The following is a 23516-nucleotide window of genomic DNA, read 5'->3' on the forward strand; positions in this document are numbered from 1 at the left end:
ACGGACCGCACTTATATGCACCGAGTCACGCAAGTTAACTGTGTTGAGGGGAAAAATCGTGCGTACGCCGGGCCTGTTCCGGTAAAGAACCCCGGCCCGACGTCAGGCCTCGCGCGTGCCGGCGTACATGTCCTCGATCAGGTCCTTGTACTCGCGTTCCACCACCGGACGCTTCATCTTCAGACTCGGCGTCAGCTCGCCGTGCTCGATGTCCAGATCACGCGGCAGCAGCCGGAACTTCTTGATCGTCTGCCAGCGTTGCAGCCCCTCGTTGAGCCGCCGCACATAGCCGTCGATCAACTCCCGCACCGCCTCGGTGTCCACGACCTCGGCGTAGGACTTCCCCGCCAGGCCGTGCTCCTGCGCCCAGCCCATGATGGTCGGTTCGTCGAGGGCGATCAGCGCGGTGCAGTAGTTGCGGTCGGAGCCGTGCACCAGGATGTTGGAGACGAACGGGCACACCGCCTTGAACTGGCCCTCGACCTCCGCCGGGGCGACGTACTTCCCGCCCGAGGTCTTGATCAGGTCCTTCTTGCGGTCGGTGATCCGCAGATAGCCGTCGGGCGACAGCTCCCCGATGTCGCCGGTGTGGAACCAGCCGTCGGACTCCAGCACCTGCGAGGTCAGCTCGGACAGCCCGTGGTAGCCCTGCATGATGCCGGGGCCGCGAAGCAGCACCTCGCCGTCGTCGGCGAACCGCACCTCCAGGCCCGGGAACGCCTTGCCGACCGTGCCGGTGCGGTAGTCCGGCGGGTTGAGGAAGCTGGCGGCGCTGGACTCGGTGAGCCCGTACCCCTCCAGGATGTTGATGCCGGCGCCCGCGAAGAAGTAGCCGATCTCGGGGGCCAGCGCGGCCGAACCGGACACGGCGGCGCGCAGCCGCCCGCCGAACGCCTCGCGCAGCTTGCCGTAGACGAGCTTGTCGGCGGCGGCGTGCTGGACCTTGAGACCGAATGGGACGGACGGGGTGCCGGTGCGGCGGAAGTTGTCCTGGGAGGTCTTGGCGTAGTCGCGGGCGATCCCGGCCGCCCACTGGAAGATCTTGTACTTGGCGGCGCCGCCCTCGCGGGCCTTCTGCGCCACCCCGTTGTAGACCTTCTCGAAGATCCGCGGCACACCGCACATATAGGTGGGCCGGACCACCGGAAGATTTTCGATGATCTTGTCGACCCGGCCGTCCACCGCGGTCGTGTGTCCGACGTAGATCTGCCCCGCCGTCAGCACCTTGCCGAAGACATGCGCGAGGGGCAGCCACAGGTACTGCATGTCGTCGGGGTAGAGCAGCCCCTCCTGGGTGCCGATGGCGATGGCCATGTAGGACCAGGAGTCATGCGCCAGCCGTACGCCCTTGGGGCGGCCGGTGGTACCGGAGGTGTAGATGAGCGTGGCCAGCTGGTCGGCGCGGAGCGCGTCCGTACGCTCCCGTACGGCGTCGGGGTGCTCGTCCAGGTGCGCCGCACCGCGCTTCTCCAGCTCGGCGAGGGAGAGCACCCAGTCTTCCGGGTCGTCCCCGGCGGGCGTCGCGTCCCCGGCCTCGATCACCACCACGTGGGCGAGGTCGGGCAGCTCGTCGCGCTTCTCGCGGACCTTGGCCAGCTGGGCGCCGTCCTCGGCGATCAGGACCCGGCTGCCGGAGTCGGCGAGGATGAAGGCGGTCTCCTCGGCGTTGGTGCTCGGGTAGACCGTAGTGGTCGCCGCGCCCGCGCACAGCACGCCGAGATCGCCGAGGATCCATTCGACGCGGGTCGAGGCGGCGAGCGCCACCCGCTCCTCGGGGCGGATGCCGAGGACGATCAGCCCGGCGGCGATGGCGAAGACGCGATCCGCGCTTTCGCGCCAGGTCAACGGCCGCCACTCGTCGGGCCCCCGGCCGGAGGCGGGCGGCACGGGATAGCGGTACGCCTCCTTGTCCGGTGTGGCCTCGACGCGCTGGAGGAAGTGCGTCGCCAGGGACGGCGGCCGGTTCTCGAGCAGATTCTGGGTGTCGGTCACGGCATCCTCCGGGGCCCGCCTCAGTGCTTGGTGACTCGCGAGTAACCTTCGCGTGGCGATCAGCGTAAAGGCCGAAACCGTACTGCGTAAGGGGTTCCGGGCCACGTACTTCAAATGAGGGGTGCGTTCAAAAGAGAGGTGCGCGGCAAAGACGAGGGGCCCGGTGCTTCCTGCGCACCGGGCCCGCCGACTCCGTCTACTTCTTCCCCTTGCTGTCTCCGCCGCCGCTGTCGTCGGAGGACAGAACCGCGATGAAGGCCTCCTGCGGCACCTCCACGCTGCCGACCATCTTCATCCGCTTCTTGCCTTCCTTCTGCTTCTCCAGCAGCTTCCGCTTACGGGAGATGTCACCGCCGTAGCACTTGGCGAGGACGTCCTTGCGGATGGCCCGGACGGTCTCCCGGGCGATGACCCGGGAGCCGATGGCGGCCTGAATCGGCACCTCGAAGCTCTGCCGCGGGATCAGCTCGCGCAGCTTGGCGACCAGCCGGACGCCGTACGCGTAGGCCTTGTCCTTGTGAGTGATCGCGGAGAACGCGTCGACCTTGTCGCCGTGCAGCAGGATGTCGACCTTGACCAGGTCGGACGCCTGCTCGCCGGTGGGCTCGTAGTCGAGCGAGGCATAGCCGCGGGTCTTGGACTTCAGCTGGTCGAAGAAGTCGAAGACGACCTCGGCGAGCGGGAGCGTGTAGCGGATCTCGACGCGGTCCTCGGAGAGGTAGTCCATGCCGAGCAGCACGCCGCGGCGGTTCTGGCACAGCTCCATGATCGCGCCGATGAACTCGCTGGGGGCGAGGATCGTGGCCCGTACGACCGGCTCGTGCACCTTGTCGACCTTGCCCGCGGGGAACTCGCTGGGGTTGGTCACCGTGTGCACGGCGCCGTCCTCCATGTCCACCCGGTAGACCACGTTGGGCGCGGTGGCGATCAGGTCGAGATTGAACTCGCGCTCCAGGCGCTCACGGATGACCTCCAGGTGCAGCAGCCCGAGGAAGCCGACGCGGAAGCCGAAACCGAGGGCGGCGGAGGTCTCCGGCTCGTAGACCAGGGCGGCGTCGTTGAGCTGGAGCTTGTCCAGGGCCTCGCGGAGCACCGGGTAGTCCGAGCCGTCGAGCGGATACAGGCCCGAGAACACCATCGGCTTGGGGTCCTTGTAGCCGCCCAGCGGCTTCTCGGCACCCTTGGTGAACTGGGTGATCGTGTCGCCGACCTTGGACTGGCGGACGTCCTTCACACCGGTGATCAGATAGCCCACCTCACCGACGGACAGCCCGTCGGAGGCGGTCATCTCGGGTGAGTTGGTGCCGATCTCCAGCAGCTCGTGGGCGGCGCCGGTGGACATCATCTTGATGCGCTCACGCTTGTTGAGCGTGCCGTCCACGACCTTCACGTACGTGACGACGCCCCGGTACGCGTCGTAGACGGAGTCGAAGATCATCGCGCGGGCGGGCGAGTCCTTGACGCCCACCGGCGGCGGGACCAGCCGGACCACGGTGTCCAGCAGCTCGTCGACGCCCTCGCCGGTCTTGGCGGAGACCTTCAGTACATCGGAGACGTCACAGCCGATGAGGTGGGCCAGCTCGGCGGCGTACTTCTCGGGCTGGGCGGCCGGGAGATCGATCTTGTTGAGGACCGGGATGATCGTGAGCTCGTGCTCCATCGCCAGATAGAGGTTGGCGAGGGTCTGGGCCTCGATGCCCTGGGCCGCGTCGACCAGCAGGATGCAGCCCTCACAGGCCGCCAGCGAACGCGAGACCTCATAGGTGAAGTCCACGTGGCCAGGGGTGTCGATCATGTTGAGGACATGGGTGACCGGCTGCGGGTTCCCCTGCTCCTCGGTCAGCGCCCAGGGCAGCCGGACCGCCTGGGACTTGATCGTGATGCCGCGCTCGCGCTCGATGTCCATGCGGTCGAGGTACTGCGCGCGCATTTGTCGCTGGTCGACCACACCGGTCAGCTGAAGCATGCGGTCGGCAAGCGTCGACTTGCCGTGGTCGATGTGCGCGATGATGCAGAAGTTACGGATCAGAGCCGGGTCGGTACGGCTCGGCTCCGGGACATTGGTAGGGGTCGCGGGCACGCAGGGTCCTGTGTCTAGGCGGGACTCGGTGTTCTCAGTTCCTCCATGGTCCCATGAACGGCAACCGCTTCCGGGTTTGGGAGGCGCCCAGCGCTGCTGGTAATCTGGCCGACTGTGTCTTACGCGCCCCTCTCGCGCGGGACGCGGAAGCACCACAGACAGCGAAAACCAACGAACCTGCGAAGGCTCTTTACGTGGCGAACATCAAGTCCCAGATCAAGCGGAACAAGACGAACGAGAAGGCGCGTCAGCGCAACAAGGCCGTCAAGTCCGAGCTGAAGACCGCCATCCGCCGGACCCGCGAGGCCGTGGCCGCCGGTGACGCCGAGAAGGCCACCGCCGCCGCCCGCGCCGCCGCGCGCAAGCTCGACAAGGCCGTCAGCAAGGGCGTGCTCCACAAGAACAACGCCGCCAACAAGAAGTCGGCGATCGCCCAGCAGGTCGCCGGCCTCAAGGGCTGACCCTTCCGGGCCACCCGCACGGGTGACCCACCGGGGCGACGCATCGCCCCACCCCGCCGTGGGGAACGTCCGAGCCCTCTACCTCGGATCACGGACAGCCTTCGTAGTACGCCACGCTACGTTCAATGCCCCCGGGCCCACTCCGGGGGCATTGCTGTGTCCGGACCCCTTTATCGCATCCGGTGCCGCTCCGGTGCCGTATCCGGATCGTGCCTGCGCAGCGCGGGGTTTCCGAGGTTTCTTCGGGTATGTTCACGTCATGTCGATACCGGGGGAGACACCCAATACGTACGGGCCGCCGCAGCCACCTCAGCCGCCGCTTCCGCCCCAGCAGAACCCTCAGCCTCAGCCGCCGCCTCAGCAGGGCGCGCCGCCGCCCGGCTCGTACGGACATCCGCAGCAGCCTTCGCCGCACGCCCCGGCGTACGCGCAGCCGACCATGCCGGGGGTGCCCGCGATGCCTGCTGGGCCCACTGGGCAGGTGGGTGGCGAGTACGGGCCGTACGCCGTTCCCGCGCCGCCCCCGCCCGGCGGCGGCGCCGGAGGCGGGAGCAGGGGCGGGAAGGGCTGGCTGTGGGCGCTCGGCGGGGTGGTCGTCGCCTCGGCGGTCTGGGCGGGCGTGGTGTTCGCGACAGGCGGCTTCGGGGGCGAGCCGAAGGCCGACCTCGCGGGCTACGGCTACACGCGCAATCTGTGCGCCTCGACCGACCTCAAGGCCGTCGAGGACGCCGGCTACGAGCAGAAGGACACCAGCGGATCGTCGAATCCGCGGCACAGCGCCTCCCGGGACCCGGCCCTGGACTCGATGACCTGCCAGATCGACTTCGAGCCGACCGACGCGTCCAGCAGCGACTACACCTCGGAATGGCTCTCCACGACGGCCGATCTGCACCGGAAGACCGACCCGGAGCCGGAGTTCGAGGCCCAGTACCGCAGTTACGAGGACCAGCGGACGTCCAGCTACACCTACCGGGTGAGCGAGGTGGACGACCTCGGCGACGAGGCGTACGTCGTCACCCAGCAGAACACCGGCAGCAGCAACACCGGGGCGTATGTGATCCTCGGCGTGCGGGAGGGCTGGATGACCTACCAGGCGACGTGGTCGGAGTACGTCTCCAGCTCATCGAGCGCCGACGCCATGTCGTCGCGGGAGGCCACCGAGATGCTCGAGAAGAGCGCCAGGGCAACGCTGGCGAAGATGAAGGAGTAGAGCCGAGGCCGCTGCTGTCCAGGAACTAGGGACGGCCCGCGCGGGCGGCACGGGCGATGGTGACGACGGCCTTCTCCAGGGCGTATTCCGGATCGTCGCCACCGCCCTTGACGCCCGCGTCGGCCTCGGCGACCGCGCGCAGCGCGATCGACACCCCGTCCGCCGACCAGCCGCGCATCTGCTGCCGCACCCGGTCGATCTTCCAGGGCGGCATGCCCAGATCACGGGCCAGATCGCCGGGGCGGGCGCCGCGCGGGGCGGAGGCGAGCTTGCCGATGGCGCGGACGCCCTGGGCCAGGGCGCTGGTGATCAGCACCGGTGCCACGCCCGTGGCCATGGCCCAGCGCAGCGCCTCCAGCGCCTCGGCCGCCCGCCCCTCGACGGCGCGGTCGGCGACGGTGAAGCTGGACGCCTCGGCCCGGCCCGTGTAGTAGCGGCCGACGACGGCCTCGTCGATCGTGCCCTCGACATCGGCGGCGAGCTGGGACACCGCGCTGGCCAGCTCGCGGAGATCGCTTCCGATGGCGTCCACCAGCGCCTGGCAGGCTTCCGGCGTCGCGGACCGGCCGATGGCGCGGAACTCCGACCGGACGAACGCCAGCCGGTCGGCGGGCTTGGTCATCTTCGGGCACGCGACCTCGCGCGCCCCGGCCTTGCGGGCGGCGTCGAGCAGCCCCTTGCCCTTGGCCTGACCGGCGTGGAGCAGGACCAGGGTGATCTCCTCGGCGGGGGCGCCGAGATAGCCCTTCACGTCCTTGATCGTGTCGGCCGACAGATCCTGTGCGCTGCGCACCACCACGACCTTGCGCTCCGCGAAGAGCGACGGGCTGGTCAGCTCGGCGAGGGTGCCGGGCTGGAGCGCGTCGGGCGTGAGGTCGCGCACATCGGTGTCGGGATCCGCGGCGCGGGCCGCCGCCACGACCTGCTGCACGGCGCGGTCGAGCAGCAGGTCCTCCTGGCCCACGGCGAGGGTCACCGGGGCGAGGGGGTCGTCGGTCGTCGTCTTCCTGGCCATCGCGGTCCAGCATCCCACGGACCGCCGACAGCCCGGTCTTCGCCATGGCCGACAATGTTCCGGTGATCGATGGAGGACTGAACGGCGTACGGCATGTCCTGGTGCTCCCCGACCGCGACGCGGCGGAGGAGGTGGCCCAGGCGCTGCCCGAGCGCTTCGGCGTCGCGGAAGAGCCCCAGCTGGTGCGCGACGCCCTGGCAGGTGAGGACGACGCCGAGGACGCCCAGTGGCTGGTGGTCGTCGAGGACCCGGCCGCGCGGCTGGATGCGGCCGCGCTGGACGCCTTCGCGGAGGAGTACGAGGGCTGGCTGGAGACCGACTGACCGTCGGGGCGCAGAGGCCCCGGGGCGTAGAGGCGTCGGGGCGTCGGGGCGTCGGGGCGTCGGGGCGTCGGGGCGTCGGGGCGTCGGGGCGTCGGGGCGTCGGGGCGCCGGCCTGAAGCGGCCCCCGTCCGCTACCCGGTGACCAGGGCCAGCGCGAAGCCGTCGTACCCCTTCTCGCCGACCGTCTGCACCGCCGTCGCCGTCAACCGGGGCTCCCGCGCGATCAGCTGGGTGAAACGCCGCACGCCCTGGACGCGGGGATCCGTGCTGGCGGGGTCGGCCACCTCCCCGTCCCGCACCACGTTGTCCCCGATGATGAGGCTGCCGGGCCGGGTGAGCCGCAGCGCCCAGGCGAGGTAGTCGGGGTTGCCGGGCTTGTCGGCGTCGATGAAGACCACGTCGAAGGGGCCGTGCCCCTCCTCGGCCAGCCGTGGCAGCGACTCCAGCGCCTTGCCGGTGCGGATCTCGACGACCTCGCCAAGGCCCGCCCGCTCCACATTGGCCCGCGCCACCTCCGCGCACCGGGGGTCGGCCTCCAGGGAGACCAGCCGCCCGCCCTCGGGCAGCGCCCTGGCCAGCCAGATCGTGCTGTACCCGCCCAGGGTGCCGATCTCCAGGACGGTGCGCGCCCCCTGGATCCGGGCCAGCAGATGCAGCAGCTTCCCCTGATTGGGCGCCACCTGATGCGGCGGCAGCCCGGCGGCCGCGCTGTGCTCCAGGGCGGCGTCCAGCGCCGGATCCGACGGCGCCAGAAGGCCGTTGAAGTAGTCATCGACCTTGGTCCACTGCGCGAGCGACATGAGCGAGCTTCCTTTCGGAACCGACTGAGTCCGCCCCTGGAACCTACTGACACTCGGCTCACCGCACGTCCCCTTTTCCCACCGGCCACCGCCCGCAGCCGCGGGCCGGTCACCGCGATCGGCCCGTCCCGGTCGGTCCGCAGCACGGCGGCGCCCCGGGCCTTCAGGGCCGCGACGGTGCGGGGCGACGGATGTCCGTACGGGTTGTCCGCGCCCGCGGAGATCACGGCGATACGCGGGCGCAGCCGGTGGATCAGCCGCGGGTCCTGGTACGCCGAGCCATGGTGGGCGACCTTGAGCACATCCACCGGGGGCAGATCCGGATGCGCCGTCAGCAGCGCCTGCTGGGCGGGCGGTTCCAGATCGCCGAGGAGCAGCAGGGTCAGGCCCGCCGTGCGGACCAGAAGGGTCACGCTCGCGTCGTTCGGGCCGTCCTGCGCCGGGGCGGCGGCCGGGGTGCCGGGCCCCGGCCACAGGACTTCCCAGGACAGCGGGCCCCACCGGCGCCGCTCCCCCGGCCCGGCCGTCACCACGGGCACCCGCGCCGCCGCGGCCCCGCGCCGCACGGCCGCGGCCTGGCCGGGCGGCTCCGCCAGGCCGGTCGTCTCGATCGCCCCCACCGAGCGGCCGCGCAGCACCCCGGGCAGCCCGGACACATGGTCGGCATGGAAGTGGGTGAGGACGAGCAGCGGGATGCGGACCACGCCCAGCGTCCGCAGGCAGCGGTCGACGGTCCGCGGCTCGGGACCGGCGTCCACGACGACGGCCGTGCCGGGCCCCGCGGCCAGCACCAGGGCGTCCCCCTGGCCCACATCGCACGCCACCATCCGCCAGCCGGGCGGCGGCCAGCCGGTGATGACCCGGGTCAGCGGCGCCGGGCGGACCACCGCGAGCAGCAGGAGCAGCGCGCAGACCGCCCACAGCCATCGGTGCCGCAGCAGGCGACGCCCCAGGAGGACGGCGACCAGGGTGACGCCCGCCAGCAGCAGCCCACCGGGCCAGCCGCCCGGCCAGCCCGCCTCCGCGCCGGGAAGGCCCGCGCCGGTGCGGGCCACCCCGGCGATCCACTCGGCCGGCCAGCCCGCGGGCCAGGCGACCCACCGGGCGACCGGAGGCGCGAACGGGGCCGCCGCGAGCGCGGCCGAGCCGATGATCATGGCGGGACCCACCGCCGGCTCGGCCAGCAGATTGCAGGGGATCGCCACCAGGCTCACCCGCGCGGCCATCATCACCACCACCGGGGCACACACCGCCTGCGCCGCCGCGGCGGCCGCCAGCATCTCGGCCGGACGCGGCGGCATCCCACGCCGCCGCAGGGCGGCGCCCCACGCCGGGGCGAAGGTGAGCAGCGCGCCGGTGGCCAGGACGGAGAGCAGGAACCCATAGCTCCGGGCCAGCCAGGGGTCGTACAGCAGCAGCGCGAGGACCGCGGCGGCCAGGGCCGGGAGGAGGGACCGGCGACGCCCGGTGCCGATGGCCAGCAGCGTGATCAGTCCGCATGCCGCCGCCCGCAGCACGCTGGGGTCGGGTCTGCAGACGATCACGAAGGCGAGCGTGAGCCCGCCCCCGAGCAGGGCCGTCGTCCGGAGCCGCATACCGAGCGCCGCGGCCAGCCCGCGCCGCTCGGCCCGCGCGGCGAGGTGGGGCGGGCCGGTCAGCAGCGCCAGCAGCAGCGTGAGGTTGCTGCCGGAGACGGCCAGCAGATGCGTCATGTCCGTGGCCCGGAACGCCTCGTCGAGGTCCGGCGGGACCCGTGAGGTGTCCCCCACGACCAGCCCCGGCAGCAGCGCCCGGGCGTCCGGCGACAGCCCGTCGGTCGCCGTCCGCAGCCCGGCGCGCAACCGGCCCGCCAGCCGCTGGACGGAGCTGGGTGCCCCGATGACGCGCGGTGGCCCGCCGCCTCCGCGCACCACCGCCGCGACCCGGTCCCCGTCGCGCAGCGGCGGGGCCAGACGGCCGTGAACCCGCAGCCGGGTGGACGGCAGCAGCCGGAGCCACGCCGCTCGCTGCCGGGTCTCCGGGCGGACCGTCACCAGCACCGGGGCCCGGGTGTCCGTCGTCGTGCCGTCGGGCCCGGTGATCCTGGTGGCCTCCGCCTCGACCACCACCGACACGGGCGCGGGCGCGGCCCCACGCACCCGGGGGCGGCTGAGCCTCGGATCCCCCGTGACCGTCACCTCGGCGTTCGCCTCGGCAAACTCCCCGGCCAGCGCCGGGACCGGTCCGCGCCGCACATCCGCCGCGTGCAGCGCGGCGACCGCCCCCGCCGTCGCTCCGCACAGCAGGACCGCCGCCAGCGCCCCCGCAGTCCGCCGCCCGGCCCGACCCATGACGGCCCTGCGCCGACGGGCCAGGTGGAGCAGGACGGCTGCCACCAGGCCGGCTCCCGCGCAGACCACGGCCACCGCGCGGCCCGGCGCGCCCAACGCGATCGCCGCCGCGGCCCAGGCCGCCAGTGCGGGCGGCACCAGGCGGAGGTCCGCCGGGCCCTCCTGGCGGGGATCGGACGCCCCGCGCGGCGAGGCGGCGGCCGCGTGCACCGGTGCGCGGGGCCGTGCCGTCCGTACGGGCGTCATGGCTGGACCAGCGGGCGGAGATCGGCGAACCGGCGGTCGCCGATGCCGTTGACCTCGCGGAGTTCATCGATCGAGCGGAATCCCCCGTGCTGGGTGCGGTAGTCGAGGATGTGCCGGGCCAGGACCGGGCCGACCCCCGGCAGGGTGTCGAGCTGTTCCGCCGTCGCCGAGTTGAGGCTGATCGTCCCGCCGGGCGGTGCGGCTGGGGCGGGGCCGGATCCGGGTCCGGGTCCGGGTCCGGGGGCCGGGCCGGTGGGGGCGGGGTTCGCCGGGGCCTGGTTTGCCGGGACGCCGACCACGATCTGCTCACCGTCCACCAGGGGCCGGGCCCGGTTCAGCCCGCTGGTGTCCGCGCCCGGACGCGCCCCGCCCGCCGCCTTGATCGCGTCGGCGACCCGCGCCCCGGACGGCAGTTGGCGCAGCCCCGGGCGGCGGACCTTGCCCGTCACATCGACCACGACGGACCGGCCGCCCGCCCCAACGGTCGCCCGCACCCCTGCCGTCGGTCCGGCTGCCGCGCGCGGAGGTTCGGGTTCGGGCGCCTGTACGGTCTGCGGTCGGCCGCTCCAGAAGTGGTAGACCGCGAAGGCCACCGCGACGACAAGGGCGACGGCCAGCGCGGCGACGGTCCGTAACTCCATGCCGCAGCGCAGCTGAAGCCACAGCGGAAGGCGTTCGCGCAACGCCAGCCGCATCCGGTCGCGGCGGCGCAGCGCCTGGCCGTCGGCGTCGGCTTTCTCCTCGGCGTCCGCTCCGTCCGCCGTCGCCTTCTCGTCCTCGGCTTCCGGCACGACCCAACGCGGCACCCGCCGCCGTGCGGCCCTGCCTGCCCCCTGCTCCGAGGGCACTCCCCCGTCGGCCTCCGGCTCGGGGCCCGGGGCCACCCCCGGAACGGCGACGGACTCCGACCCCACAGTCGAAGGCACCCCTGAGACCCGTGCCCGGCCCGCACCGGGCGCGTGGCCCGAGACGGGCACTGGGCCCGGGGCCTTGGCCGAGCCGCGAGCGGGCGCCGGCCGCGGGGCAGGGGCCGGGCTGGGAGCGGACGCCGGGGCCGGAGGGGATGCCAGGCCCGGGGCCCGGGCCAAGCCCCGAGCAGGCGCCGAATCCGGATCGGAGGCCGGAACCGAAACGGGCTCGCGCCCCGGGACAGATGCCGCCTCCGGAGCGGGCGTCTCGTTCAGGGCCGACGCCGACCCCGGGCCGGGTACCTCCTCCGGGGCAGGCACCGAACCCGGAGCCTGCGCGGGGCCTCGCGCGGACGCCGGACTAGGGGCCGAGCCCGAAGCCGGGCTGGGGGCGGGGGTTGGCGTCGAAACGGGGGCGGAAGGACAGGCGTTCGGGCTTCGGATGGGTGGGGTCGGGGCGGGGAAGAGGGCCGCCGCGCGGGTGTGGTGGGCGGTGGCGCAGGGCATCGCGAGGGGGCGGCGGTGGCGGCCCCGGGCCGGTCGCGCCGTAACGGTACGTGATCGGGTCCTCATGCCACCCGACGGTAGGCACCTTCGCCCGACCCCGCTGATCACCTCCGATTTCCGGGGATAACCCACGGATTGTGGAAAACCCCGTCACCCGGACGAGTCCGCTAGCGCGGAGAGACCACCGCGCCCAGCAGACCCGGTCCGGTGTGGGCTCCGATCACCGCGCCCACCTCGCTCACATACAGCTCCACGAGCCCCGGTACCCGCTCCCGCAGCCGCTCCGCGAGGGCCGTCGCGCGCTCTCCCGCCGCGAGGTGCTGGACGGCGATGTCCACCGGGCTCCGGCCGGCCCGCTCCACCACGATCTCCTCGAGCCGGGCGATGGCCTTGGATGCGGTGCGGACCTTCTCCCGCAGTTCGATCCGGCCCTCGTCGAGCTGGAGCAGCGGTTTGACCGCGAGTGCGGAGCCGAGGAGGGCCTGGGCCGCGCCGATGCGGCCGCCGCGGCGCAGATAGTCGAGGGTGTCGACGTAGAAGTAGGCGGCGGTGCCGTCGGCCCGCTTCTGAGCCGCAGCGACGGCCTCGTCCAGCGTGCCGCCGCCCTCCGCGGCCTGCGCCGCCGCCAGCGCGCAGAAGCCGAGCGCCATCGCGACCATGCCGCTGTCCACCACCCGCACCGGTACGGGCGCGTCCTGTGCGGCGAGCACCGCCGCGTCGTAGGTGCCGGAGATCTCGGCGGAGAGGTGGAGCGAGACGATGCCGGTCGCGCCCTCCGCCGCGGCCGCGCGGTAGGCATCCGCGAAGGTCTCCGGGCTGGGCCGGGACGTGGTCACGGGCTTGCGCTTCCGCAGGGCCTCCGCGAGCGACAGGGCCGAGATCTCGGTCCCTTCCTCCAGCGCCCGGTCTCCGAGCACCACCGTCAGCGGCACGGCGGTGATGCGATGCCGCTCCATCGCCTCCTGCGGCAGGTAAGCCGTTGAATCGGTCACGATCGCGACATGGCGGGACATGACAGGGAGATTATCCGGGGAAGCCCCGTGCCGACAGCGCGACCCCACCGGTGATCACCGACCCTACCGGTAAGCCCGTGTTCAGGCGGTGTTCTCGGGGCGGGAGGACTCCTGCCAGGGCTTCTGCCACTTCTGCCAGGAGTACGGCTGGGGTCGGGGCGAGGTCTCCAGGGAGGGCGGGGAGGACGGCGGCTCGGCCCCGGGTTCCGGGTCCGGCTTCGGCTCCGACCCCGGCGTCGATGTCGGCGTCGGTGTCGGCGTCGACGTCCAGTGCCGCAGCGCCCCCGCCTCCATCTCGATCTCGCGCCCCAGCGCGTCCAGCTCGTCGTGGGCGAACCGCTGGGCCCTCTCCCGCACCGCCCAGCGCAGCGAGTCCGCGGAGTGCGTGATCCGCTCCGTACGCTCCCGCAGCTCGGGGAGGAGGGCGGCGAGGCGGGTCTTGTCGGGCTCCCGCTCCAGGCGCTTCAGGTCGTCGTCCAGCTCACGGCCGTGCTCGCCGAGCCGCCGGAACAGGTTCAACGACTCCGCGACGGAGCGGTCTTGGCCCGCCACCGCGTGCAGGGCCTGCTCGGTGGCGGACATCGACGTACGCAGCGACAGCCGCAGCTCGGCCAGCTCACCGGCCGGCCCCGGCCGGGAGAACTGGCGGGCCCGGAGCCGGGTGTCCTCGACCGTGCGGCGGGCCTGGTCCACGGTGCGGTCAAGGCTGCGCTTGGCCGTCCGGACCACCCGCACCGAGACATACGCGCCGGTCACGATGAACAGGACGAAAAGCAGCAACAGGATCCAGATGGCTTCCATGTGCGCTCCTTCGGGCGGCGGTCACCGCGGTGGCAGCTGTCCTCCCAGCGTAAACGGACCGGGCGGGCCCGGGGTTCCTGACGAACCCCCAGCCCGCCCGCACACGGCCCCCGAGCGATCAGGCCGGGACGATGTTCACCAGCTTCGGCGCCCGCACGATCACCTTGCGGATGCCCGCGCCGTTCAGCGCCGCGACCACTGCCGGGTCGCCCAGGGCCTGCGCCTCCAGCTCCTCGTCGGAGACCGAGGGGGAGACCTCCAGCCGGGCCTTGACCTTGCCCTTGACCTGGACCACGCAGGTGACCGTCTCGTCCACGACGTACGCCGGATCGGCGACCGGGAAGGGCTCGTGGACCGCCGAGGTGTCGTGGCCCAGCTTGTGCCACAGCTCCTCGGCGATGTGCGGGGCCAGCGGCGTGATCAGCAGCACCAGCCGCTCGGCGACCGAGCGCGGCACCTCGCGCACCTTGGTGACGTGGTTGTTCAGCTCGGTGATCTTGGCGATGGCGGTGTTGAAGCGCAGGCCCACCATGTCCTGCCGGACGCCGTCGATCGCCTTGTGCAGGGCGCGCAGCGTGTCCTCGTCGGGTTCCGCGTCGACGACGGTGACCTCGCCGGTGGCCTCGTCCACGACGTTGCGCCACAGCCGCTGCAGCAGCCGGTACTGGCCGACGACCGCGCGGGTGTCCCAGGGACGCGAGACGTCCAGCGGGCCCATGGCCATCTCGTACAGGCGCAGCGTGTCGGCCCCGTACTCGGCGCAGATCTCGTCCGGGGTGACGGCGTTCTTCAGGGACTTGCCCATCTTGCCCAGCAGCCGGGTGACCTTCTCGCCCTCGTACCAGTACGCCCCGTCGCGCTCCTCGACCTCGGCGGCCGGGACGGCGATGCCGCGGCTGTCCCGGTAGACGTACGCCTGGATCATGCCCTGGTTGTACAGCTTGTGGAACGGCTCGGCCGACGAGACGTGGCCCAGGTCGAACAGCACCTTGGACCAGAAGCGGGCGTACAGCAGGTGCAGCACGGCGTGCTCGGCGCCGCCGACGTACAGGTCGACTCCGCCATGCGGCTGACCCTCACGCGGGCCCATCCAGTAGCGCTCGGTGCCGGGGTCGACCAGCCGCTCGCTGTTGTGCGGGTCCAGGTAGCGCAGCTCGTACCAGCAGGAGCCGGCCCAGTTGGGCATGGTGTTGGTCTCGCGCCGGAACGGCCGCGGGCCGCGTCCGTCGCCCAGGTCCAGCTCCACGTTGACCCACTCCTCGTTCCGGGACAGCGGGGTCTCCGGGGAGGTGTCGGCGTCGTCGGGGTCGAAGGTGCGCGGCGAGTAGTCCTCGACCTCGGGCAGTTCCAGCGGCAGCATCGACTCGGGCAGCGCGTGGGCCACGCCGTCCTCGTCGTAGACGATCGGGAAGGGCTCGCCCCAGTAGCGCTGACGGCTGAACAGCCAGTCGCGCAGCCGGAAGTTGACGGTGCCCTCGCCGATCGAGCGGGCCTCCAGCCACTCGGTGATCCGGGCCTTGGCCTCGGTCACGCCCAGGCCGTCCAGGGAGACACCCTCACCCGCCGAGTTGACGATCTTCGCGTCGTACGAGGCGAACGCGTCGTCCCAGGTGGACGGGTCCGTGCCGCGCTCGTCGGAGGGCTCTACGACGCAGCGCATGGGCAGCTCGAAGGCGCGGGCGAAGGCGAAGTCACGGGAGTCGTGTGCCGGAACGGCCATGATCGCGCCGGTGCCGTAGCCCATCAGGACGTAGTCGGCGATGAAGACCGGGACCCGCTCGCCGCTGACCGGGTTGACCGCGTACGCACCGGTGAAGACGCCGGTCTTGTCCTTGGCCTCGGCCTGCCGCTCGACGTCCGACTTGGCCGCGGCCTGCTTGCGGTAGGCGTCGACGGCCTCGGCCGGGGTGGCGTGCCCGCCGGTCCACACGTCGTGGGTGCCCTCGGGCCAGGCGGCCGGGACGATGGAGTCGACCAGGTCGTGCTCGGGCGCCAGCACCATGTAGGTCGCGCCGAACAGGGTGTCCTGGCGGGTGGTGAAGACCGTGATCTGCGCGTCGGGGTGGTCCTGCACCGGGAAGTCGATCCGGGCGCCCTCACTGCGGCCGATCCAGTTGCGCTGCTGCAGCTTGATGGCCTCGGGCCAGTCCAGCGCGTCCAGGTCGTCCAGCAGCCGGTCCGCGTAGGCGGTGATCCGCATGTTCCACTGGCGCAGCTTGGCCTTGAAGACGGGGAAGTTGCCGCGCTCGGAGCGGCCGTCGGCGGTGACCTCCTCGTTGGCCAGCACGGTGCCCAGGCCGGGACACCAGTTGACGGGCGCGTCCGAGGCGTACGCCAGGCGGTAGCCGCCCAGGACGTCCGCCCGCTCGCCCTCGGTCAGCGCGTCCCAGGGGCGCCCGTCGGGGGTGGCGCGCTCACCGGAGGCGAACTGCTCGACCAGGGTGTCGATCGGACGTGCCCGCTTCGCCTCCGGGTCGTACCAGGAATTGAAGATCTGCAGGAAGATCCACTGGGTCCACTTGTAGTAGTCCGGGTCGATCGTGGCGAAGGAGCGGCGCGCGTCGTGGCCCAGGCCCAGGCGGCGCAGCTGGCGCCGCATGTTCTCGATGTTGGCCTCTGTGCTCACCCGGGGGTGGGTGCCGGTCTGCACCGCGTACTGCTCGGCGGGCAGGCCGAAGGCGTCGAAGCCCAGGGTGTGCAGGACGTTGTGGCCCGTCATGCGGTGGTAGCGGGCGTACACATCGGTGGCGATGTAGCCCAGCGGATGGCCCACGTGCAGCCCCGCGCCCGACGGGTACGGGAACATGTCCATGACGAACTTCTTCGGGCGGGCGACGACATCGGCGTCACCACTCAGGTCGCCGCCCGGGTTGGGCGCGTCATACGTGCCGTTCGCGTCCCAGAAGTCCTGCCAGCGGGCCTCGATGTCAGCGGCCAGCGCGGCCGTGTAGCGGTGCGGCGCGGCCACCTCGGCTGCGGCATTGGTCTCGCTCATGATCCTCAAAGCTCCATTGGTCGTCTCTGCCCGCGGTACAGGCCGATTCCCTCTTGTCCGGTGAAACAAAAAGGCCCCTCGCACAGGAGGGGACGCCGCGCCGATGCCGACCGAAGATGATCGCGGTCGGTACTGATCAGCGCGGCCCGCTAAGCAGAAGGCGTACGGCACGCATGGGGTCAGGTTACCGCAGGGCACCGACGACCCGCATCGAGGTGGCCGGTGGGCCGGGGGGTGAGGAAACGACGAATGGGCCATCCGTAGCGGACGGCCCACTTCTGTCACTGTGGAGCTAAGGAGAATTGAACTCCTGACCTCCTGCATGCCATGCAGGCGCTCTACCAACTGAGCTATAGCCCCAGGTCTTGCTCCGCCCGGTTCCCCTCGGCGGCATCGCCTACATTACACGGCCGCCCCGGGCTTTAGCCAAATCGATTGCCGCAGCCCCCGCGACCTGCCGCTTCACGCCGCCTCACGCCGTCGCGAACGAGTAGAAACGCTTCAGCGTGCAGTGCTCTTCGAGGAGCCGACCGTAGATCGGCTCGCCTTCGAGCTCCCGGTACGTCTCGATCGGATCGCCCTTGATGATCAGCGCCTGGGCGCACTCCGCGCACCAGTACTGGTAATCGGAGTTGAGCGGTTCCATGTCGCGGACGATGGGTGTGCCGCCGCCGCACCAGTCGCATTTCCGGCTGTGTGCTCCCATGTCACTCAGCTCCAGCTGTGGCCGCAGGCCGTACACACGTAGGAAACACCGCCGTTGTCGCCGAGCACCTGAGCCACATGGCCGGAGCCGCAGGACGGACATTCGATGCCCTCCCGAGCCGTCTCGGAAAGGTCCTCGAACGCGTCGAGGATGCTGGTCGGCATCCCACCCGTCCCTCCCCATCGGACTATCGGCCTGCGCCCCCGCCGGCTGTCCGATTCTGCCACGGGGCGACGCCCAGGTCAGCGGAGATGCAACAGACGCCTCACCAGACTCACAAGCGCCCCGCACGCACCGCCACTTCCGCCGAGCGGCGCGCGCTCGATGCGGTCTCGTCCAACCTACCCAGGAAGATCGCACCGAACCCAGCCACCCCGGCACCGGGTCGAGTTGAGCCGACGTCAAAGCGCGCCGACAGCCACGCACAAAAGCGGCGATCCCGCCTCCCGGTGAGGGAGACGGGATCGCCGCCGTCTGTGGAGCTAAGGAGAATTGAACTCCTGACCTCCTGCATGCCATGCAGGCGCTCTACCAACTGAGCTATAGCCCCGCCGCTCTCCGCGCCGAAGCGCTTCGAACGAGTAGGAGCATAGCCGGTGACCAGCCGGAAAAGGAAATCGAGCCGGGAGGTGCCCGCCGGCCGGCCCGTAAGGCCCCCCCCTGGGCGTCGTCTAGGCGTCGTCGCCGAGGACGGGCTCGGGGAGGGAGCCGGCGTTGTGCTCCAGCAACCGCCAGCCGCGCGCGCCCTCGCCCAGCACCGACCAGCAGCAGTTCGAGAGGCCGCCGAGCGCCTCCCAGGTGTGCGGTTCCAGGCCGAGCAGCCGCCCGATCGTGGTGCGGATGGTGCCGCCGTGGCTGACCACCACGAGCGTGCCGCCGTCGGGCAGCTTCTCGGCGGCCTCCAGCACGACCGGTGCCGCCCGGTCGGCAACCTCGGACTCCAGCTCGCCGCCACCGCGCCGCACCGGCTCGCCGCGCTTCCACGCCGCGTACTGCTCGCCGAACCGCTCGATGATCTCCTCGTGCGTGAGCCCCTGCCACTCACCGGCGTAGGTCTCCCGCAACCCCGCGTAGTGGGCGACCGTGAGCCCGGTCACGGTCGCCAGCTCGGCGGCGGTCGCCATGACCCGTTTGAGGTCGGAGGCGACGATCGCGTCCGGCCGCAGTCCGGCCAGCAACCGGGCCGCGCGGTGGGCCTGCGCGACGCCGGTGTCGGTCAGCTCGATGTCCAGCGAGCCCTGGAAACGGCGCTCGATGTTCCAGGCCGTCTGGCCGTGCCGCCACAGGACTATGCGACGGCCGCGGCCGCTCATGGTGCCGTTCAGCTCAGCTCACCGCCCGCACCGCCGTCCGGGCCCTGCGCCTGCGCGTACTCCTCCGCCTTGCCGCGGGTGGCCTCGGCGTCCGCCGGCAGCTCCAGCTGCGGGCAGTCCTTCCACAGCCGCTCCAGGGCGTAGAAGACCCGCTCCTCGCTGTGCTGGACGTGCACCACGATGTCCACGTAGTCCAGCAGCACCCAGCGGGCCTCGCGGTCGCCCTCGCGGCGGACCGGCTTGGCGCCGAGGTCCTTGTTCAGCCGCTCCTCGATCTCGTCGACGATCGACTTGACCTGGCGGTCGTTGGGCGCCGAGGCCAGCAGGAAGGCGTCGGTGATCGAGAGCACGTCGCTGACGTCGTACGCGATGATGTCGTGCGCGAGCTTGTCGGCGGCCGCCTGGGCGGCGGCGTTGATGAGCTCGATGGAGCGGTCCGTGGCGGTCACAGGCGAGGCTTTCCGGTCGGTGGGGACCCTCAGGGTCTGGCAACCCCAAGGGTCTCACGCCCCACCGTCACGGCTCCCGGCCATTCCCCCCGCGACCGCCGTGACTCTCCTGACTCTCCCGGCAGTCGAAGGCGGCGCGGTCGGTCAGCCCTGGGGGTCGTAGTCCGCGCCGAGGACCACCGTCACGTCCGCGTTGGCGGCGCCCTTGCCCTTCGTGACCGAGGTCGCGGGCAGTCCGAGCGTCTTGGCGACCTCCTTGGCCTGCTCGGCCTGTTCGGCGTCCGCGTACGTCACCCGCGAGGTCGGCCGGGGGGAGCCGCCCTCCGTGGCGCCGACGACCGTGAAACCGCCGTTGACCAGCGCGACCCGGGCGGCGCCTGAGGCGTCCTTGCCCCCGCCCGCGCTGGTCACGCTCACCCGTGCCGCCGAGCCCGGGTCGGTGTTCTTGACCGTGCCGCCGAGGACGTTCTTGACCACCCGGTCCGTCGCCTGGGTGCTGAGCGTGCCGTCGCCCTGGACCGGCAGCACCATCGTGTCGTAGTCGCCGCTCTTGGCCTGCCCGGCGAGGCGCGCCAGCGAGGCGCCGAGCTGCGCTTCGGACAGCGACGGATCGGGGATCTGCGCCAGCTGCTCGACGGTCTTGGTGGCGCCGCCCGTATCGCTGGAGATCTTCTTGAAGGTGGCGTCCATGATCTGGCCGAACCGCGCGAGCTGCTTGGTCTGCGCCTCGCCCGGGGCCCGGTAGGTGGCGTACGCCACAGCCGCCTGACCGCTCAGAACCTGCTCCTTGCCCCGCTTGACCAGCGGGGGCTCGCCCCTCCGGGCGGCCGGGACGGTGGCATCGGTGTCCAGGGTGATGCCGCCGACCAGCTCGACGAGGTTCTCCAGATAGGGGGTGTCCAGCCGCCAGGTGCCCTGGATCTTCGAGCCCAGCAGGGTGGACAGGGAGTCGCGGGTGGCGTCGGAGCCCTCGTCGGTCACCGACTTGCCGAGCGTGGTGGAGCCGCCGTCCTCGGTGGACACGGACAGCGAATTCGGCAGCAGGACGGTGGAGCCCTTCTTGGTGGTCTCGTTGTCCACCAGCAGCGCGGTGGAGGTACCGCCGCCCTTCAGCTCCCGCAGATGGACGACGATCACGTCCCGCTTCTGCGGTCCGCCGGCCGCCGCCTGGGCGTCGCCGTCGGCGGAGAGACCGGGCAGCTTGCCCGCGTACCAGAGGTAGCCGACCCCGCCCGCGGCGGCGAGGACCAGCACCACGACGAGCGCGACGAACCGGTTGCGGCCCTTGCGGCGGCGCTCGTCACGTCGCTCGGAGCGGGTCTCGGCGAACTTCAGCCAGTCGATGACGTCTTCGGAGTCCTCGTCGGGCTCCTCCACGAAGGAGAACTGCTCGGTGCGGTACTCCGGGTCGTCCGGGTCCGGGGGGCCGGACTTGCCCTTACCGGGCCCCTGAGGGGCACCGGCCGGGGCGCCGTGGGCGGGCTCCTGCCGGTCCAGCTCGGCCAGTTCCGCGTACGGGTTCGACTCGTCCTGCTCGGCCGGAGCGTCCGGAGTGGCCGCGGCGGGTGCGGCGGGTGCGGGGGACTGGGCGGACGCGGCAGGCTCGGCGTAGTCGTAGCCCTGCTGGACGTACTGCCCCCGCTGCCCCTGCTCCTGGACGTGCTGCGGATAGTGCTGCTGCTGCCCGTAGTACGGGTCGTACGGCTGCGCCTGCGGATACTGCGCCGGAGCCTGCTGGGCCTGGGCCTGCGGTGCCTGCTGCGCCTGGCCGTACGGGTCGTAGCCGTAGCCGTACCCGTCCTGCCGCTGACCCTGCTGCTGCCCGTAGTACGACGACGGGTCGTAACCCTGCTGCTCCCCCTGAGGCCGGTACACCGGTTGCCCATAGGCGTCGTAGCCGTAGATCTGCGGCTCCTGGGCATACGGATCCCGCGCGTACGGGTCGTACGGGTCCTGTCCGTCGTTCACCGGTACCCCTTCAGCAGTCGTGCCGGTACAGCTCTCGCTTGTCGATGTACCGCACCACACCGTCCGGCACCAGGTACCAGACGGGTTCGCCGTGTGCGACACGCGCCCGGCAGTCCGACGACGAGATCGCCAGCGCCGGCACCTCGACCAGCGACACCCCGCCCTCCGGCAGCCCCGGGTCGGCCAGTATGTGCCCGGGGCGCGTCACCCCGATGAAGTGAGCGAGCGAGAACAGCACTTCGGCGTCGCGCCAGGTGAGGATCTGGGCGAGCGCGTCCGCTCCGGTGATGAAGAACAGGTCCGCGTCACCGTTGAGCGCGCGCAGATCCCGGAGCGTGTCGGTGGTGTACGTCGCACCGCCGCGGTCGATGTCGATGCGGCTGACCGAGAACTGCGGGTTCGAGGCGGTCGCGATGACCGTCATCAGATAGCGGTCCTCGGCCGGGGAAACCTTTTTGTGGCTCTTCTGCCATGGCTCCCCGGTCGGCACGAAAACGACCTCGTCCAGGTGGAACTGCGACGCCACCTCGCTCGCGGCGACCAAGTGACCGTGGTGGATCGGGTCGAACGTCCCGCCCATCACACCGAGCCGCCGCTTGGCCGGCGCCTTTCCCTCTTCCATGCGTGCAGACCCTACTGGGCCCGGCTCGAAACCGGGGCCCCAAGAGGCAACGGACCTGGTCAGCGGTCCCGGTTGAAGCGCGTGGTGATCCACAGCAGCAGGAACAGAATGACGAGAGCCGCACCGCCGGTCATGAAGGGGCTGATGCTCGGGTGGGTGTCGGTGTGGTGCTCACCGCCCTCGGCCGCGAGGGTGGTCAGGGCAGCATGTGCGGTGCTGAAAGCGCTCATCGCAGGCGATACCTATCCGGGTCTCGGCGTCACGTCACGTCCGCAACATCGTATGCGAGCCGGATCCCGGGCCTGCTCTCAGTCCTCCCCAGGGCCCGCGCTCAGTCCTGTTTGTACCCGCGCAGCAGGAACCACGCGACCAGGACGGATCCCACGACGCCGACGACGATGACGGTGCGCAGCAGCGCTCCCGGTCCCTGGTCCTTGGAAGTGGCGGCGAGCACGGCGGTGAGGCCAGTCATATCGGGCATGTCTCCACGCTAACCCCCCGCCGGACAGGGCCTAAGGTGGGGTCCGCCAGGGGGGACGGGCACGCCCGGGGCAGACCGGCGAACAGTCCGCACGAGACAGTCCGCACGAGGGGGACCAATGAGCGACAGCCATACGCACGGGACCGGGGACGGCAGCGGTGCCGGAGCGGGACATGAGCATGTGCCCAGCCGCGAGAGGCGGCGGTTTCCGGGCATTTCCTCGCGCGCATACGAACATCCGGCTGACCGCTCGGCGCTGGTCGCGCTGCGCAAGCTGACCGGTTTCGACACCGTCTTCAAGGCGCTGAGCGGGCTGCTGCCCGAGCGCAGTCTGCGGCTGCTGTACCTGTCCGATTCGGTGCGGGTGAGCGACCGGCAGTTCGCCCACCTCCACGACATGCTGCGGGACGCCTGCTACATCCTCGACCTGGAGCAGGTCCCGGCGATGTACGTCACCCAGGACCCGAAGCCGAACGCTATGTGCATCGGCATGGACGCGCCGATCATCGTGCTGACCACCGGGCTGGTGGAGCTGCTCGACGAGGAGGAGATGCGGGCGGTCATCGGCCACGAGGTGGGCCACGCGCTGTCGGGCCACTCCGTCTACCGGACGATACTGCTGTTCCTGACCAACCTCGCGCTGAAGGTCGCCTGGATCCCGCTCGGCAATGTGGCGGTGCTGGCCCTGGTGACGGCGCTGCGCGAGTGGTTCCGCAAGTCGGAGCTGTCGGCGGACCGGGCGGGGCTGCTGGTCGGGCAGGATCTGCGGGCCTCGATGCGCGGGCTGATGAAGCTCGCGGGCGGCCACCATCTGCACGAGATGAACGTGGACGCCTTCCTGGAGCAGGCCGAGGAGTACGAGAGCAGCGGTGACCTGCGGGACTCCGTGCTCAAGATCCTGAACATGCTGCCGCGCAGCCACCCGTTCACCACCGTGCGCGCGGCCGAGCTGAAGAAGTGGGCCGCGAGCCGGGACCACCAGCGGCTCATGGACGGCCACTACCCGCGCCGCGACGAGGACAAGGACACCTCGGTCAGCGACTCCTTCCGGGAGTCGGCGAGCCACTACGCGGAGTCGGTGCGCGCCAGCAAGGACCCGCTGATCGCGTTCGTACGGGACGTGGCGGGCGGCGCCGAGGACCTGGGCGGCAAGCTGCGCGACCGGTTCACCGGCGGCGGCAGCAGGCCGGGCGGGGACACCACCGAGGGCACACCCCCGCCGGAGGACCAGCAGGGTTCCGAGGGCGGCCCCGAGGGGGACGAGCCGCCCCGGCCCTGACCGCGCGGGATGCGCGG

General features: G+C 71.6%; 20 protein-coding genes, 2 tRNA genes and 1 pseudogene. 4 read left to right on the forward strand and 19 right to left on the reverse strand.

From position 1 onward, the window contains the following. Window positions 1-102: 102 nt before the first annotated feature. On the reverse strand, window positions 103-1992 hold the full coding sequence (locus ACH4SI_RS26480; protein ID WP_398299737.1) for an AMP-dependent synthetase/ligase: 1890 nt from the start codon (window positions 1990-1992) through the stop codon (window positions 103-105). A gap of 196 nt (window positions 1993-2188) precedes the next feature. Beyond that, complete coding sequence (gene lepA / locus ACH4SI_RS26485; RefSeq protein WP_398299739.1) at window positions 2189-4072, reverse strand: translation elongation factor 4; 1884 nt, start codon at window positions 4070-4072, stop codon at window positions 2189-2191. A gap of 194 nt (window positions 4073-4266) precedes the next feature. On the opposite strand from lepA, the gene rpsT reads away from it, so the two are divergent. Both rpsT and ACH4SI_RS26495 read left to right on the forward strand, forming a co-directional pair. Next, complete coding sequence (gene rpsT, locus ACH4SI_RS26490; RefSeq protein WP_398299742.1) at window positions 4267-4533, forward strand: 30S ribosomal protein S20; 267 nt, start codon at window positions 4267-4269, stop codon at window positions 4531-4533. A gap of 259 nt (window positions 4534-4792) precedes the next feature. Continuing rightward, window positions 4793-5743, forward strand: coding sequence for a hypothetical protein (locus ACH4SI_RS26495; protein ID WP_398299744.1), 951 nt, complete (start codon window positions 4793-4795; stop codon window positions 5741-5743). Window positions 5744-5768: 25 nt separating this feature from the next. On the opposite strand, the gene holA is transcribed toward ACH4SI_RS26495, so the two are convergent. Further along, window positions 5769-6758, reverse strand: coding sequence for a DNA polymerase III subunit delta (holA, locus tag ACH4SI_RS26500; RefSeq protein ID WP_398299746.1), 990 nt, complete (start codon window positions 6756-6758; stop codon window positions 5769-5771). Window positions 6759-6835: 77 nt separating this feature from the next. Between holA and ACH4SI_RS26505 the strand changes: the two genes are divergently transcribed. Beyond that, complete coding sequence (locus ACH4SI_RS26505) at window positions 6836-7081, forward strand: hypothetical protein (protein ID WP_398300242.1); 246 nt, start codon at window positions 6836-6838, stop codon at window positions 7079-7081. 131 nt (window positions 7082-7212) lie between these two features. Here ACH4SI_RS26505 and ACH4SI_RS26510 read toward each other — a convergent pair whose 3' ends face one another. The 16 genes and pseudogenes from ACH4SI_RS26510 to ACH4SI_RS26585 form a co-directional block, all read right to left on the reverse strand. Continuing rightward, window positions 7213-7881, reverse strand: a complete 669-nt coding sequence (locus ACH4SI_RS26510; RefSeq protein WP_398300244.1) for an O-methyltransferase — start codon at window positions 7879-7881, stop codon at window positions 7213-7215. Between the two features lie 83 nt (window positions 7882-7964). After that, window positions 7965-10457: pseudogene (locus tag ACH4SI_RS26515) on the reverse strand (ComEC/Rec2 family competence protein); the annotation flags it as partial. Beyond that, a complete protein-coding gene (locus ACH4SI_RS26520) occupies window positions 10454-11248 on the reverse strand; it encodes a helix-hairpin-helix domain-containing protein (protein ID WP_398299748.1) in 795 nt (264 codons plus the stop codon). The pseudogene ACH4SI_RS26515 and the gene ACH4SI_RS26520, both read right to left, overlap by 4 nt. Before the next feature lie 791 nt (window positions 11249-12039). Continuing rightward, window positions 12040-12885 (reverse strand): DegV family protein, encoded by an 846-nt coding sequence (locus tag ACH4SI_RS26525; protein WP_398299750.1) that lies wholly within the window; start codon window positions 12883-12885, stop codon window positions 12040-12042. Between the two features lie 81 nt (window positions 12886-12966). Further along, entirely contained in the window at window positions 12967-13686 is a 720-nt protein-coding gene (locus ACH4SI_RS26530; RefSeq protein WP_398299752.1) for a hypothetical protein, read from the reverse strand. A 118-nt stretch (window positions 13687-13804) separates the two neighbouring features. Continuing rightward, a complete protein-coding gene (gene leuS / locus ACH4SI_RS26535; protein ID WP_398299754.1) occupies window positions 13805-16681 on the reverse strand; it encodes a leucine--tRNA ligase in 2877 nt (958 codons plus the stop codon). Window positions 16682-16968: 287 nt separating this feature from the next. Then, window positions 16969-17041: transfer RNA gene (locus ACH4SI_RS26540), tRNA-Ala, on the reverse strand. 112 nt (window positions 17042-17153) lie between these two features. Beyond that, a complete protein-coding gene (locus tag ACH4SI_RS26545; protein WP_009717962.1) occupies window positions 17154-17387 on the reverse strand; it encodes a hypothetical protein in 234 nt (77 codons plus the stop codon). Between the two features lie 5 nt (window positions 17388-17392). After that, window positions 17393-17551 carry a hypothetical protein gene (locus ACH4SI_RS26550; protein ID WP_358617751.1) on the reverse strand — a complete coding sequence of 53 codons (159 nt, stop codon included), beginning with the start codon at window positions 17549-17551 and terminating at the stop codon, window positions 17393-17395. Between the two features lie 313 nt (window positions 17552-17864). Beyond that, a tRNA-Ala gene (locus tag ACH4SI_RS26555) sits at window positions 17865-17937 on the reverse strand. 121 nt (window positions 17938-18058) lie between these two features. After that, the gene (locus ACH4SI_RS26560) at window positions 18059-18712 is read right to left on the reverse strand and encodes a histidine phosphatase family protein (RefSeq protein ID WP_398300246.1); all 654 of its coding nucleotides are present in this window, start codon (window positions 18710-18712) and stop codon (window positions 18059-18061) included. Next, window positions 18709-19149: a ribosome silencing factor gene (rsfS, locus tag ACH4SI_RS26565; RefSeq protein WP_055552914.1), complete on the reverse strand. Its 441-nt coding sequence runs from the start codon at window positions 19147-19149 to the stop codon at window positions 18709-18711. Before rsfS ends, ACH4SI_RS26560 begins: the two co-directional genes overlap by 4 nt. 144 nt (window positions 19150-19293) lie before the next feature. Further along, window positions 19294-21117: an LCP family protein gene (locus ACH4SI_RS26570; RefSeq protein WP_398299757.1), complete on the reverse strand. Its 1824-nt coding sequence runs from the start codon at window positions 21115-21117 to the stop codon at window positions 19294-19296. Window positions 21118-21127: 10 nt separating this feature from the next. Further along, window positions 21128-21739 carry a nicotinate-nucleotide adenylyltransferase gene (nadD, locus tag ACH4SI_RS26575; protein WP_398299759.1) on the reverse strand — a complete coding sequence of 204 codons (612 nt, stop codon included), beginning with the start codon at window positions 21737-21739 and terminating at the stop codon, window positions 21128-21130. Between the two features lie 59 nt (window positions 21740-21798). After that, window positions 21799-21969: a hypothetical protein gene (locus tag ACH4SI_RS26580; protein ID WP_039938999.1), complete on the reverse strand. Its 171-nt coding sequence runs from the start codon at window positions 21967-21969 to the stop codon at window positions 21799-21801. 101 nt (window positions 21970-22070) lie between these two features. Further along, window positions 22071-22220, reverse strand: coding sequence for a hypothetical protein (locus ACH4SI_RS26585; RefSeq protein WP_167542520.1), 150 nt, complete (start codon window positions 22218-22220; stop codon window positions 22071-22073). A 118-nt stretch (window positions 22221-22338) separates the two neighbouring features. Between ACH4SI_RS26585 and ACH4SI_RS26590 the strand changes: the two genes are divergently transcribed. After that, complete coding sequence (locus tag ACH4SI_RS26590) at window positions 22339-23499, forward strand: M48 family metallopeptidase (protein ID WP_398299762.1); 1161 nt, start codon at window positions 22339-22341, stop codon at window positions 23497-23499. Window positions 23500-23516 lie beyond the last annotated feature (17 nt).

The sequence above is a fragment of the Streptomyces sp. NPDC021212 genome, from assembly GCF_044332925.1.
GTDB lineage: Bacteria > Actinomycetota > Actinomycetes > Streptomycetales > Streptomycetaceae > Streptomyces.

Coding starts and splice junctions, on each gene's coding strand:
- ACH4SI_RS26495 (WP_398299744.1), top strand. CDS start 4,793: ATGTCGATACCGGGGGAGACACCCAATACGTACGGGCCGCCGCAGCCA.
- holA (WP_398299746.1), bottom strand. CDS start 6,758: ATGGCCAGGAAGACGACGACCGACGACCCCCTCGCCCCGGTGACCCTC.
- ACH4SI_RS26510 (WP_398300244.1), bottom strand. CDS start 7,881: ATGTCGCTCGCGCAGTGGACCAAGGTCGATGACTACTTCAACGGCCTT.
- ACH4SI_RS26525 (WP_398299750.1), bottom strand. CDS start 12,885: ATGTCCCGCCATGTCGCGATCGTGACCGATTCAACGGCTTACCTGCCG.
- ACH4SI_RS26530 (WP_398299752.1), bottom strand. CDS start 13,686: ATGGAAGCCATCTGGATCCTGTTGCTGCTTTTCGTCCTGTTCATCGTG.
- leuS (WP_398299754.1), bottom strand. CDS start 16,681: ATGAGCGAGACCAATGCCGCAGCCGAGGTGGCCGCGCCGCACCGCTAC.
- ACH4SI_RS26545 (WP_009717962.1), bottom strand. CDS start 17,387: ATGGGAGCACACAGCCGGAAATGCGACTGGTGCGGCGGCGGCACACCC.
- ACH4SI_RS26550 (WP_358617751.1), bottom strand. CDS start 17,551: ATGCCGACCAGCATCCTCGACGCGTTCGAGGACCTTTCCGAGACGGCT.
- nadD (WP_398299759.1), bottom strand. CDS start 21,739: ATGGAAGAGGGAAAGGCGCCGGCCAAGCGGCGGCTCGGTGTGATGGGC.
- ACH4SI_RS26580 (WP_039938999.1), bottom strand. CDS start 21,969: ATGAGCGCTTTCAGCACCGCACATGCTGCCCTGACCACCCTCGCGGCC.
- ACH4SI_RS26585 (WP_167542520.1), bottom strand. CDS start 22,220: ATGCCCGATATGACTGGCCTCACCGCCGTGCTCGCCGCCACTTCCAAG.
- ACH4SI_RS26590 (WP_398299762.1), top strand. CDS start 22,339: ATGAGCGACAGCCATACGCACGGGACCGGGGACGGCAGCGGTGCCGGA.